This window comes from Klebsiella sp. PL-2018 (assembly GCF_019048985.1).
Classification (GTDB): domain Bacteria; phylum Pseudomonadota; class Gammaproteobacteria; order Enterobacterales; family Enterobacteriaceae; genus Klebsiella; species Klebsiella michiganensis.
Genome location: NZ_CP077673.1, coordinates 3,606,453 through 3,619,387 on the forward strand (window position 1 = coordinate 3,606,453; position 12,935 = coordinate 3,619,387).

The 12,935-nt window shown below is 60.5% G+C and carries 9 protein-coding genes; 7 read left to right on the forward strand and 2 right to left on the reverse strand.

All coding sequences use genetic code 11. The features are described 5' to 3' along the window. The first annotated feature begins 54 nt into the window (after positions 1-54). Together puuC and MKleb_RS16835 are read left to right on the forward strand one after the other, a co-directional pair. Positions 55-1,542, forward strand: coding sequence for an aldehyde dehydrogenase PuuC (gene puuC, locus MKleb_RS16830; protein ID WP_025106246.1), 1,488 nt, complete (start codon positions 55-57; stop codon positions 1,540-1,542). Between the two features lie 2 nt (positions 1,543-1,544). After that, the gene (locus MKleb_RS16835; protein WP_014228788.1) at positions 1,545-2,825 is read left to right on the forward strand and encodes an NAD(P)/FAD-dependent oxidoreductase; all 1,281 of its coding nucleotides are present in this window, start codon (positions 1,545-1,547) and stop codon (positions 2,823-2,825) included. A gap of 28 nt (positions 2,826-2,853) precedes the next feature. Here the strand turns inward: MKleb_RS16835 and MKleb_RS16840 are convergent, their stop codons facing one another. Beyond that, positions 2,854-3,801, reverse strand: coding sequence for a LysR substrate-binding domain-containing protein (locus tag MKleb_RS16840; protein ID WP_162557340.1), 948 nt, complete (start codon positions 3,799-3,801; stop codon positions 2,854-2,856). An 82-nt stretch (positions 3,802-3,883) separates the two neighbouring features. Between MKleb_RS16840 and MKleb_RS16845 the strand changes: the two genes are divergently transcribed. Beyond that, positions 3,884-4,975: a tartrate dehydrogenase gene (locus tag MKleb_RS16845; protein ID WP_014838053.1), complete on the forward strand. Its 1,092-nt coding sequence runs from the start codon at positions 3,884-3,886 to the stop codon at positions 4,973-4,975. Between the two features lie 532 nt (positions 4,976-5,507). Here the strand turns inward: MKleb_RS16845 and ptsP are convergent. Continuing rightward, complete coding sequence (ptsP, locus tag MKleb_RS16850) at positions 5,508-8,009, reverse strand: phosphoenolpyruvate--protein phosphotransferase (protein ID WP_025106244.1); 2,502 nt, start codon at positions 8,007-8,009, stop codon at positions 5,508-5,510. Between the two features lie 309 nt (positions 8,010-8,318). On the opposite strand from ptsP, the gene MKleb_RS16855 reads away from it, so the two are divergent. Genes MKleb_RS16855 through MKleb_RS16870 form a run of 4 tightly spaced genes read left to right on the forward strand, consistent with a single transcriptional unit; the run spans position 8,319 to position 12,926 of the window. Then, complete coding sequence (locus MKleb_RS16855; RefSeq protein WP_004131253.1) at positions 8,319-9,395, forward strand: PTS fructose transporter subunit EIIC; 1,077 nt, start codon at positions 8,319-8,321, stop codon at positions 9,393-9,395. Between the two features lie 20 nt (positions 9,396-9,415). Beyond that, on the forward strand, positions 9,416-9,736 hold the full coding sequence (locus tag MKleb_RS16860; protein WP_004100938.1) for a PTS fructose-like transporter subunit IIB: 321 nt from the start codon (positions 9,416-9,418) through the stop codon (positions 9,734-9,736). Positions 9,737-9,787: 51 nt separating this feature from the next. Beyond that, the gene (locus MKleb_RS16865; protein WP_217076017.1) at positions 9,788-12,085 is read left to right on the forward strand and encodes a formate C-acetyltransferase; all 2,298 of its coding nucleotides are present in this window, start codon (positions 9,788-9,790) and stop codon (positions 12,083-12,085) included. Continuing rightward, positions 12,051-12,926, forward strand: coding sequence for a [formate-C-acetyltransferase]-activating enzyme (locus MKleb_RS16870; RefSeq protein WP_025106242.1), 876 nt, complete (start codon positions 12,051-12,053; stop codon positions 12,924-12,926). The genes MKleb_RS16865 and MKleb_RS16870 overlap by 35 nt, the downstream gene beginning before the upstream one ends. Positions 12,927-12,935: the final 9 nt, after the last annotated feature.

Below are 12,935 nucleotides of genomic sequence, written 5' to 3' on the forward strand. Positions count from 1 at the left end.
GGGTCTGAAATCACCACTTTTTTATTTTTCCGATTATGTCATTAAGGAGTCATGATGGATTTTCACAACCTGGCTTACTGGCAAGAAAAAGCAAACAATATCGCGATTGAAACGCGGCTATTTATTAACGGCGAATACAGCGCCGCCGCCGATAATAGCGTGTTCGCCACCGTCGACCCTACCGCCCAGCAGACGCTCGCCGAGGTCGCGCGCGGCAAAAAGGCCGACGTCGATCGCGCGGTCCAGGCCGCCCGCGGCGTCTTCGATCGCGGCGACTGGTCGCAGGCCTCCCCTGCCCAGCGCAAAGCGGTGCTGCATAAATTCGCCGACCTGATGGAAGCCCATCGCGAAGAGCTGGCGCTGCTGGAAACCCTCGACACCGGTAAACCGATTCGCCACAGCCTGCGCGACGATGTCCCCGGCGCCGCCCGCGCAATCCGCTGGTACGCCGAAGCCATCGATAAAGTGTACGGCGAAGTCGCCCCCACCGGCGGCAACGAACTGGCCATGATCGTCCGCGAACCGATTGGCGTGATTGCGGCGGTGGTGCCGTGGAATTTTCCGCTGCTGCTGGCCTGCTGGAAGCTTGGCCCGGCGCTGGCGTCCGGCAACAGCGTGGTGCTTAAGCCGTCGGAAAAATCCCCGCTTACCGCTCTGCGCCTGGCGGGCCTGGCGAAACAGGCCGGGCTGCCGGACGGCGTATTCAACGTGGTGAGCGGTTTCGGCCATGAAGCAGGTCAGGCGCTGGCGCAGCATCATGACGTTGAAGTCATCACCTTTACCGGCTCCACCCGCACCGGTAAACAGCTGCTGAAAGACGCGGGCGACAGCAATATGAAGCGCGTCTGGCTGGAGGCGGGCGGTAAAAGCGCCAATATCGTCTTTGCCGACTGCCCGGACCTGCAAAAAGCGGTTAACGCCACCGCCGGCGGTATTTTCTACAATCAGGGCCAGGTCTGTATCGCCGGTACCCGTCTGCTGCTTGAGGAGAGCATCGCCGGCCGCTTTCTCGACCTGCTAAAAGAGCAGGCAAAGGGCTGGCAGCCTGGCAATCCGCTCGACCCGAATACCACCATGGGCATGCTGATCGACAACAGCCACGCCGATAGCGTCCACAGCTTTATTCGCGCCGGCGAAGCGCACAGCACGCTGCTGCTGGATGGACGTAAAAATCCGTGGCCCGCGGCGGTCGGCCCGACCATCTTCGTCGACGTCGACCCCGCCTCCGCCCTCAGCCAGGAGGAGATCTTCGGCCCGGTGCTGGTGGTGACCCGCTTTAAAACCGAAGAGCAGGCGCTGGCGCTGGCCAACGACAGCCGCTACGGCCTCGGCGCGGCGGTCTGGACCCGCGATCTCTCCCGCGCTCACCGCGTCAGCCGCCGTCTGAAAGCCGGCTCCGTCTTTGTGAACAACTACAACGATGGCGATATGACCGTGCCCTTCGGCGGCTATAAGCAGAGCGGCAACGGACGCGATAAGTCCCTGCACGCGCTGGAAAAATTCACTGAACTGAAAACTATCTGGATTGCCCTGGAGTCTTAATCATGAGCGAACATACCACCAGCTATTACGCCGCCAGCGCCAACCGCTATGAGCCGTTCCCGACGCTGGACGAATCGATCGGCTGCGACGTCTGCGTCGTCGGCGGCGGCTATACCGGCCTCTCTTCGGCGCTGCATCTGGCCGAAATGGGCTACGATGTGGTTCTGCTGGAAGGCGCGCGCATCGGCTTCGGCGCCAGCGGACGCAACGGCGGCCAGCTAGTCAACTCCTATAGCCGCGATATCGACGTTATCGAAAAAACCTACGGCCCGGATGCCGCAAAAATGCTCGGCAGCATGATGTTTGAAGGCGGCGACATTATTCGTGAACGTATCCAGCGCTATCAGATTGCCTGCGACTATCGCCCCGGCGGGCTGTTTGTCGCGCTGAATCATAAACAGCTGGAGACCCTGGAAGAGCAGAAAGCGAACTGGGAGCGCTACGGCAATACCCAGCTGGAGCTGCTGGATGCCAGCGCCATTCGTCGCGAAGTGGACAGCGATCGCTACGCCGGCGCGCTGCTGGACCACAGCGGCGGTCATATCCATCCGCTCAATCTGGCGATTGGCGAAGCGGACGCCATTCGGCTCAACGGCGGCCGGGTTTACGAACAATCACCGGTCACCGGCATTCAGCACAGCAGCCCGGCGGTGGTGACCACCGCGCGCGGACAGGTCACCGCCCGCTACGTGATCGTCGCCGGTAACGCCTATCTCGGCGATAAGCTCGAGCCGGAGCTGGCGAAACGCAGCATGCCGTGCGGCACCCAGGTGGTCACCACCGCGCCGCTGTCTGAGGATCTGGCGCGCTCGCTGATCCCGAAAAACTACTGCGTAGAAGATTGTAACTATCTGCTGGATTACTACCGCCTGACCGCCGACAACCGTCTGCTGTACGGCGGCGGCGTGGTGTACGGCGCGCGGGATCCGGACGACGTTGAGCGGCTGATTATGCCGAAGCTGCTGAAAACCTTCCCGCAGCTGCAGGGGGTGAAAATCGACTACCGCTGGACCGGCAACTTCCTGCTGACCCTCTCGCGAATGCCGCAGTTTGGCCGCCTCGATAACAATATCTATTATATGCAGGGCTACAGCGGCCACGGGGTCACCTGTACCCACCTCGCCGGACGGCTGATTTCGGAGCTGCTGCGCGGGGACGCCGAACGTTTCGACGCCTTCGCCAGGCTGCCGCACTATCCGTTCCCCGGCGGGCGCAGCCTGCGTATTCCGTTTACCGCCATGGGCGCGGCTTACTACAGCCTGCGCGATCGGCTCGGCGTGTAATCCCCCGGCCGACGGTGCCCGCCGTCGGCTATTTTTCCTCGCCGTTGTGCGGCGGAAATCGCTGCTGGAAGTAGTGGCGCAAAAACTCCACGGTGGTACGAATTTTGGCCGAGGTCGCCAGCCGCGACACGTATACCGCCCAGATATTGGCGGGCTGATAGTACTCCGGCAGCAGCTGCACCAGATTGCCGCTGGCGATATTTTCCCTGACGTCCCACCACGAGCGCAGCGCAATCCCCTGCCCCTCCAGGCACCACTGATGGACGATTTCACCGTGGTTAGACGACAGCGGTCCGGTCACCTTGATGGCGTGCTCCCCCTCTTTATCATCGCGCAGCTGCCAGACGCCAAAGGGCCGGTCGCGCTCTTTGATCACCAGACAGGGCAGCGCGGCGAGATCGCTGAGCTGTTTCGGCCGGGGATAGCGGGCGACAAACGCCGGCGAGGCGCAGAGGATGCGGTGATTGCTGGCAAGCTGGCGGGCTATCAGATTGGGCGCGATATCGTCGCCGACGCGAATATCCAGATCGACCCCTTCATTGGCCAAATCCACCAGCCGGTCGGCGACGTCAAAACGGATCTCCAGCTGCGGGTAGCGACGGGCTAGCTCGGAGAGCGCCGGCGCGACTACCCGCCGGCCAAAGCCAAAGCTGCTGATAATCCGCAGCGTCCCCTGCGGCACCTGCCGCACATCGGAGAGCTCATCCATCATCTGGTCGACATCCTGCAAAATGCGCAGTCCCCATTCGTAGATGCGCTCGCCCTCTTCGGTGATAGCCACGCGCCGGGTGGTACGGTGCAGCAGCTGGACGTTGAGCGTTTGCTCCAGCAGCGACACGCGCTTGCTGACGAAAGCCGGCGAGACGCCGAGCTCTTCCGCGGCGGCGGCAAAACCGGCGCGGCGGGCAACCAGCATAAATACGCGTAAATCGTTCAGCAGCGGCAGATTATTCATGATTCGTGTTTTATGTTTCACCAGTTAACGGGATTAATTATGAATCAGTCAATTATAGGATAGCGGTGAAGTCAATTTTCCTTACCTCAAACTGAGAATAACGATGAATAAAACCTTACGTATTGCCGCCATCCCCGGCGATGGCATCGGTAAAGAAGTGCTGCCGGAAGGCGTCCGCGTACTGCAGGCCGCCGCCGAACGCTGGGGGCTGGCGTTAAGCTTCGAGCACTTTGAGTGGGCCAGCTGCGACTATTACGCGCAGCACGGCGCCATGATGCCCGACGACTGGCGCGCGCAGCTGCAAACGTTTGATGCGATCTACTTCGGCGCGGTCGGCTGGCCGGATATCGTGCCGGACCACATTTCACTGTGGGGCTCGCTGCTGAAGTTCCGCCGCGAGTTCGACCAGTACGTCAACCTGCGTCCGGTGCGCCTGTTCCCCGGCGTCCCCTGCCCGCTGGCGGGTAAACAGCCCGGCGATATCGATTTCTACGTGGTGCGTGAAAACACCGAAGGGGAATATTCCGCCCTCGGCGGCCATGTGAATCCGGGGACTGAACATGAAGTGGTGATTCAGGAGTCGGTATTTACCCGTCGCGGCGTTGACCGGATCCTGCGCTACGCCTTCGAGCTGGCGCAGAGCCGACCGCGCAAAACCCTGACCTCGGCGACCAAATCCAACGGTCTGGCCATCAGCATGCCCTTCTGGGACCAGCGCGTCGAAGCGATGGCGCAGCACTACCCGGAGGTGAAATGGGATAAGCAGCACATTGATATTCTGTGCGCCCGCTTCGTGCTGCAGCCGGAACGTTTTGACGTGGTGGTCGGCTCCAATTTGTTCGGCGATATCCTCTCCGATCTCGGCCCGGCCTGTACCGGCACCATCGGCATTGCCCCGTCGGCAAACCTCAACCCGGATCGCACCTTTCCGTCGCTGTTTGAAGCGGTGCACGGTTCGGCACCGGATATTTACGGCAAAAATATCGCCAACCCGATTGCCACCATCTGGGCCGGCGCGATGATGCTCGACTTCCTCGGCAACGGGGACGCGCGCTACCAGGCCGCCCACGACGGCATTCTGGCGGCGATTGAGCAGACCATCGCCAGCGGACCGAAGACGCCGGATATGCAAGGCAGCGCCTCCACCCAGCAGGTGGGCGAGGCGATTTGTCGGGCGATTGTTGAACAAAAGTAGCCCGGACAGGCGCGTAAGCGCCGCCTCCGGGAAAGTGTGCAAGGGTTCCGTTCACTATTATCCCGCAGAAAATGTCTCACCGTGGTAGGTGAACGGGTAAAGGGGGAGAAAACCGTCTCCCCCTTTACAATCCCCGCGGTCCCGCAAAGAAATCGGTGCTGCGCACTGCGCTCACCTCCCGGACCTCAGCCTGCGGTCGGCTCAACTCGACATCGCTGTCTCGATTCGCCTCTGTCCGCCATCCCTGGCGGCCAGCCCTTGTCTTCGGACCTCCGGTTCGCCGATTTCAGCGGGCACCAGGGCATCGCTGCATAACACGTTGTTTCAGAGGCATATCGTAGCTGCAAGAACATCGTCCCGGAGGCGGCGCTTACGCGCCTGTCCGGGCTACCCAATCTGCCTCCCTCAGGCTCCGGGCCCGGAAATCCCGGGTCGCGGCGTAAACGCCTTATCCGGGCTACTGCCCCGCAGACGGCTGGAAACCCGTAGCCCCGGTAAGCGCAGCGCCACCGGGGAGATTCTCCGGACCGAATTACAGCTCCAGCTCGCGCTGCAGCAGCGCCGCGATCGCCTCGCTGCTCTGCGCCGTCACCAGCGATTGCCGGAACTCCGCATGCATAATGCGCCGCGCCAGCCGCGAGAAAATACGCATATGCTGATCCCCCGCCGAATGCTTATTGAGCGTCAGCATAATCACAAACTGCGCCTCGTCGTCGCCCCACGCCACCGGCTGCGCCAGACGGGCGACGCTGATGGTCGACTGCTCAATATGCTCCGATTTACTGTGCGGAATGGCGAAGCTAAACCCTAACCCGGTGGAGAACACCGCTTCGCGGGCCCACAGATCCGCTTCCAGCTTACGCGGATAGCGGCAGCGCCCGGCCAGCAGCAGATTGTCGGTCATGCCCTTAATCACCTCCTCTTTACTGCGCCAGTCGCTGTTCAGCGTAATGCACTGAGGGGTAATCAGCGGCGCGTCCTGCTGGGTCATACGGAACTGGGCTAGCAGGTGCTCGACCTCCAGCGAAGTACGACACTGCATCGCCTGATTCAGCAGCTGACGGCAGGCGCGGCTGTCAAGCTGCGCCAGACGCGCCTTGGTCGCCGGGATCGACGGCGCGCTCATGCTCAGCTCATCCAGCCCCAGCCCCACCAGCAGCGGCAGCACGGAACCTTTGGCCCCCAGCTCGCCGCACAGGCCGATCCATTTACCCTGGCGATGCACCGCCTGAACCGCGTAATCCAGCGCGCGCAAAAAGGCCGGATTGAGGCTGTTGTAGTGGCGCGTCACCCTGGCGTTATCGCGATCCACCGCCAGCAGATACTGGGTCAGGTCGTTGCTGCCGATACTAAAGAAATCAATCTCTTCGCAGCACTGGTCGATGATAAACATCACCGACGGCACCTCGAGCATAATGCCCAGCGGGATCTTTTCATCAAACGGAATCTGTTCGCTGCGCAGCGATTGTTTAGCATCCGCCAGCTGCTCTTTCACCCACAGGATCTCCTCCATCGAGGAGATCATCGGGATCATGATTTTCAGCGCGCCGTGCGCGGAAGCGCGCAGAATCGCCCGCAGCTGAGTGCGGAACAGCGCCTGATACTCCTCATAAATACGCACCGCCCGGTAGCCGAGGAACGGGTTGTTCTCCGCCGGAATGTTGAGGTAGGCCACCGGCTTGTCGCCGCCGATATCCATGGTGCGGATGATAATGCTGCGCCCGTTGGCCGGCTCCAGCGCCTGGCAAAATAGGTTATACAGCTCGTTTTCCGACGGCGCGCTGGGCCTGTCCATATAGAGCATTTCGGTGCGGAACAAGCCTACCGACTGCGCGCCGTTGTTGAAGGCCGCCGTCGCCTCTACCGAATGGGCGATGTTGGCCGCCACCTCCAGGCGAATACCGTCTTCCGTACGCCCCGCTTTATCCAGCCAGGCCTGCTGCTGGCGGCGGATCTGCGCCTGCACCCAGGCCTCCTGCTGATAGTAGCGCGCCACCGCTTCATCGGGATTCACCACCACCAGCCCGGCGTTACCGTCAATCTGCACTCGCCGATCGACCCACGGCAGCAGCGCCTCCATATCGACGCCCACCAGAGTGGGAATATTGAACGAACGCGCGAGGATCACCGTATGTGAAGTGGTGCCGCCGCTGCGCAGCAGCAGACCTTTAAGCAGGGTTTTATCCAGTTCAAGAAACTGACTGGGGGTGAGTTCATCGGCGAGGCAGATAGCCTCTTCCGTCAGCTTACCCGGTGCCGGAAAACGATCCTCACCGTAGATATGCTGCAGAAGCTGGAAGCAAACATCGCGCACGTCCAGCACCCGCTCCTGCAAATAACTATTGCCGGAAGCGCTGAACTGGGCGCAAAAATGTTCGCCGGTCGCGACCACCGCCTCAGCGCAGCTCAGGCCGCTCAGCAGCCCGCCCAGCAGATGCTGGCGCAGCGAGGCGTCGGTGGCCAGAGAGCGATGCGCCTCAAGGATCGCGCTGGCGGTCCCGTCGTTATCCAGCAGGCGGAACTCAATATTTTTCACCAGCAGGGTCAGGCCCCTGTCCAGCGCCGCCTGTTCCTGTTCAATTGCGCCCGCTGCAGGCAGCGCGCCTGAATCGCGCAGGTCGAGGGACTTAAGATGGGTGAGCCTGCCGCCCGCGCTGCCGGCGCAGACCGGCTGGGCGTGAAACAGCGTGGGATTGAGGCGCGAGAGGGATTCAGGAACCGGCTGAACGTCCATGGATTCCGCCGTCGGCAGCGGCGCATCGCAGTGCGGGAACTCCTCGCTGATGAATGCTGACAGCGCGTCAAACGCCTGCTGTTCATCTTCGCCGCTGACGACCAGCTGGCAGCGGTCCCCCTTCAAGGTATTGGTGCCGATAATCGCCAGCGCGCTTTTCGCGTTTCCGCGTCCTTCCGTGCGGGTATTTAACCATTCGACCGAAGACGAAAAAGTATTGCACAGGGTTTCTACCAGGCTTGCCGGACGCGCATGCACGCCGTTGGGCAAATCACATATGAATTCAATTACCAGAGCCATCGCCTTCCTCCTGAATAATGCGTATTTAGCCAAAAGGTAAAGAAAGAACCGGCCCGCCACTACACGATAAAAGTGGCAATTACTGGATAATTGTATGCCCGACTCTTTTTTATGCTCGCGGTCACAAATCGCCTGACTAACGGCGCCAAAAACCCACCAGCGCTAAGATTTGAGGTGGATCGCAATTTTCCTCTGGCCTTACAAATATCCAGTAAATGCACTTTTTCTCTACTATTTTATGCGCCGCCCTTTTTCTAAGGTTGAAGCATCAACTCAGTCACGGGCCACGCAGCGCTCAGGAGAATAACAATGAATGAACTGGTGCAAATATTAAAAAATACCCGCCAGCACCTCATGACCGGGGTTTCACATATGATCCCGTTTGTCGTGTCCGGAGGGATCTTGCTGGCAGTCTCCGTCATGTTGTACGGCAAGGGCGCGGTGCCCGATGCCGCCACCGACCCTAACCTGAAAAAACTGTTTGATATCGGCGTGGCCGGCCTGACGCTAATGGTGCCGTTTCTGGCGGCCTATATCGGCTACTCCATCTCCGACCGCGCGGCGCTGGCTCCCTGCGCCATCGGCGCCTGGGTCGGCAACAGCTTCGGCGCCGGTTTCTTCGGCGCGCTGATTGCCGGGATCATTGGCGGGCTGGTGGTCTACTACCTGAAGAAAATCCCGGTGCATAAGGTGCTGCGCTCGGTGATGCCCATCTTCGTTATCCCGATTATCGGCACCTTTATTACCGCCGGGATCATGATGTGGGGCCTCGGCGAGCCGATTGGCGCGCTCACCGCCAGCCTGACCGGATGGCTGCAGGGCATGCGCGAAGGCAGCATCGTGATTCTCGCCATCATCATGGGCCTGATGCTGGCCTTCGACATGGGCGGTCCGGTGAATAAAGTCGCCTACGCCTTCATGCTGATTTGCGTTTCCCAGGGCGTTTACAGCGTGGTGGCCATCGCCGCCGTCGGCATCGCCGTGCCGCCGCTGGGCATGGGCCTGGCAACGCTGATTGGGCGTAAATACTTCTCCGCGGAAGAGCGCGAAACCGGTAAGGCCGCGCTGGTGATGGGCTGCGTTGGCGTGACCGAAGGCGCGATCCCCTTCGCCGCCGCCGACCCGCTGCGCGTTATCCCGGCCAATATGATCGGCGCCGCCGCCGGCTGCGTCACCGCCGCGCTGCTCGGCGCCCAGTGCTATGCCGGCTGGGGCGGGCTTATCGTTCTGCCGGTCGTTGAGGGTAAAGGCGGATTTATTGCCGGCCTCGCGGTTGGCGCCATCGTCAGCGCCGCCTGCGTCATCCTGCTTAAGGCCCTGGCGAAAAAGAAAACGTCTGACGCCAAAGCCGATGACGAGATGGATCTTGATTTCGAAATTAACTGAGACACGGGAAGGAATATTGTATGACCAAAATTATCGCCGTTACCGCTTGCCCGTCTGGCGTCGCCCACACCTATATGGCCGCCGAATCGCTGGAGAGCGCCGCTAAGGCCAAAGGCTGGCAGGTCAAAGTCGAGACCCAAGGCTCCATTGGCATTGAGAACGAGCTGACCGCGGAAGACGTCGCCAGCGCCGATATGGTGATTCTGACCAAAGATATCGGTATCAAGTTTGAAGAGCGTTTTGCCGGTAAAACCATCGTGCGCGTCAACATCAGCGACGCCGTGAAGCGCGCCGAAGCCATTATGAACAAAATCGACAGCCACCTTTCGCAGAATGCCTGACTGAATACACGGGGCGCGGCCTGCGCCCCGCAAAATAACATGGAGCTTGTCATGACTAATCGCACTCAACGCTTAAAAGATCGTCTGTTCGCCAACCCGCGCGAAATCTCCCTCGAGCGAGCGCTGCTCTACACCGCCAGCCATAAACAGACCGAGGGGGAGCCGGTGATGATCCGCCGGGCGAAAGCGACCGCATGGGTCCTCGATCATGTGCAGATTTCGATTCGTGATGATGAACTGATTGCCGGTAACCGTACGATCAAGCCGCGCGCCGGGATCATGTCGCCGGAGATGGATCCCTACTGGCTGCTCAAGGAGCTGGACCAGTTCCCGACCCGCCCGCAGGACCGCTTCAACATCAGCGAAGAAGATAAGCGCATCTACCGCGAAGTGCTGTTCCCCTACTGGGAAAATCGTTCGATGAAGGATTTCATCAACGCCCAGATGACCGATGAAGTGAAGGCCGCCGTCAGCACGCAGATTTTTAGCGTCAACCAGACCGATAAAGGCCAGGGACATATCATCATCGACTACCCTCGCCTGCTGGAAAACGGCCTCGCCGCGCTGGTGGCGGAGATGAAAGCGGTGAGTCAGCGGCACCCGCAGAACAATTTTTATCAGGCGGTGCTGATCCTGCTGGAAGCCTCCCAGCGCCATATTCTGCGCTATGCGGCGCTTGCCGATGACATGGCCGCCGTCTGCGGCGACGGGCAGCGGCGCAAAGAGCTGGAGACCATCGCGGACATCTCCCGCCATAACGCGGTGCACCGCCCGGAAGATTTCTGGCAGGCCTGCCAGCTCTTCTGGTATATGAACATCATTTTGCAGTATGAATCCAACGCCAGCTCCATCTCGCTGGGTCGCTTTGACCAGTACATGCTGCCGTACTATCAGGCTTCGCTGAATCGCGGCCAGGATCCGCAGTTTTTTCAGGAGCTTCTGGAGTCGCTGTGGGTGAAGTGCAACGATATTGTCCTGCTGCGCTCCACCAGCAGCGCGCGCTACTTCGCGGGCTTCCCGACCGGCTATACCGCCCTGCTCGGCGGCCTGACCGAGACTGGCCGCAGCGCGGTCAATATCCTGTCGTTTTTATCCCTCGACGCCTACCAGAACGTTCGCCTGCCGCAGCCGAATCTCGGCGTGCGGGTCAACGAGCTGGTCGATCGCCCTTTCCTGCGCAAAACCGCCGAGACCATTCGCCTCGGCACCGGCATTCCGCAAATCTTCAATGATGAAGTGGTGATCCCGGCGTTTCTCAACCGCGGCGTCTCGCTGGATGACGCGCGGGATTACTCGGTGGTTGGCTGCGTTGAGCTGTCGATCCCGGGGCGCACCTACGGCCTGCACGATATCGCCATGTTCAACCTGCTGAAGGTGATGGAAATCGTGATGCTGGAAAACGAAAGCAACCCTGACATCACCTGGGATGGGCTGATCAACCAGATCCGCGACAAGATTCGCTATTACATTAGGCTGATGGTCGAAGGCAGCAATATTTGCGGTATCGGCCACCGCGACTGGGCGCCGGTTCCCCTGCTCTCTTCCTTTATTGAGGATTGCGTGCAGCACGGCCAGGATATCACCGAAGGCGGCGCGCGCTATAACTTCTCCGGGGTCCAGGGCATCGGCATCGCTAACCTCAGCGACTCGCTGCACGCGCTTAAAGGGATGGTGTTTGAGCAAAAAAGGCTCAGCTTCGCTGAACTGATCGCGGTGCTGAAAGCCAACTTCCAGACGCCGGAAGGGGAAAAAATCCGCGCGCGCCTGATCAACCGCTTCGAGAAATACGGCAACGATATTGACGAAGTGGACAACATCAGCGCCGATCTGCTGCGATTCTACTGCAAAGAGGTAGAGCAGTACCGCAACCCGCGCGGCGGTCGCTTTACGCCGGGCTCCTATACCGTCTCTGCCCACGTGCCGCTCGGCTCGGTCGTCGGCGCCACTCCGGACGGACGCCTGGCCGGAGAGCAGCTGGCGGACGGCGGGCTCTCGCCGATGCTCGGCCAGGACGTGCAGGGGCCGACCGCGGTGCTTAAGTCGGTCAGCAAGCTGGATAACTTTCTGCTCTCCAACGGTACGCTGCTGAACGTCAAATTCACCCCGGCGACCCTTGCCGGCGACGGCGGCCTCAATAAGCTGGCCGACTTCCTGCAGGCATTCACCAGGCTGAAGCTGCAGCATATTCAGTTCAACGTGGTTAACGCCGATACGCTGCGCGAAGCCCAGCAGCGGCCGCAGGATTTTGCCGGCCTGGTGGTGCGCGTTGCGGGCTACAGCGCCTTTTTCGTCGAGCTGTCGCAGGAGATTCAGGATGACATTATCCGCCGCACCGCGCATCAGCTGTGAGGTCCTGGAAACGCGCGCCGATAAGGCGCGCATTTTTAATATCCAGCGCTACTCTTTGAATGATGGTCAGGGGATCCGCACCGTCGTGTTTTTTAAAGGCTGCCCGCATACCTGTCCCTGGTGCGCCAATCCGGAGTCGATCTCGCCGCAAATTCAGACCGTACGCCGGGAGAGCAAGTGCCTGCGCTGCTCCCGCTGCCAGCAGGACGTGGTCGAGTGCCCTTCCGGCGCGTGGCAGCAGATTGGCCGCGACGTCACCCTCGATAATCTGCTTAAAGAGGTGCTGAAGGATGAGGTCTTCTTCCGCGCCTCCGGCGGCGGCGTGACCCTGTCGGGCGGCGAAGTCCTGATGCAGGCCGAATTCGCCGCGCGCCTGCTGCGCCGCCTGCGCGAATGGGGGATCAGAACGGCGATTGAAACGGCGGGCGATACCGCCTACCGCCGCTTTTTTCCGCTGGCGCAGGCCTGCGATGAAGTACTGTTCGATCTAAAAATCATGGATGAAACGCTGGCCCGCGAGCAGCTGCGGATGAATATGCCGCGGGTGCTGGATAACTTTACCCGTCTGGTGGAAGCGCATATTCACGTGATCCCCCGGGTGCCGCTGATTCCGGGATTCACGCTTGATGAAGCGAATTTCCGCCGGATTCTGGCATTTTTGGCCCCCTTTAAGCTGCCGGAAATTCATCTTCTGCCGTTCCATCAGTACGGCGAACCCAAATATCACTTACTGGGAAAAAAATGGTCGATGTCGATGATTAAAGCCCCTGCAGAATCTGAGATTCAGCCATTCAGGACGCTGGCCGAACGGGCCGGTTTTAGCGTGACCGTCGGCGGATAACGCCAGGAG

Coding starts and splice junctions, on each gene's coding strand:
- MKleb_RS16860 (WP_004100938.1), top strand. CDS start 9,416: ATGACCAAAATTATCGCCGTTACCGCTTGCCCGTCTGGCGTCGCCCAC.
- puuC (WP_025106246.1), top strand. CDS start 55: ATGGATTTTCACAACCTGGCTTACTGGCAAGAAAAAGCAAACAATATC.
- MKleb_RS16855 (WP_004131253.1), top strand. CDS start 8,319: ATGAATGAACTGGTGCAAATATTAAAAAATACCCGCCAGCACCTCATG.
- MKleb_RS16845 (WP_014838053.1), top strand. CDS start 3,884: ATGAATAAAACCTTACGTATTGCCGCCATCCCCGGCGATGGCATCGGT.
- MKleb_RS16835 (WP_014228788.1), top strand. CDS start 1,545: ATGAGCGAACATACCACCAGCTATTACGCCGCCAGCGCCAACCGCTAT.
- MKleb_RS16870 (WP_025106242.1), top strand. CDS start 12,051: ATGACATTATCCGCCGCACCGCGCATCAGCTGTGAGGTCCTGGAAACG.
- ptsP (WP_025106244.1), bottom strand. CDS start 8,009: ATGGCTCTGGTAATTGAATTCATATGTGATTTGCCCAACGGCGTGCAT.
- MKleb_RS16865 (WP_217076017.1), top strand. CDS start 9,788: ATGACTAATCGCACTCAACGCTTAAAAGATCGTCTGTTCGCCAACCCG.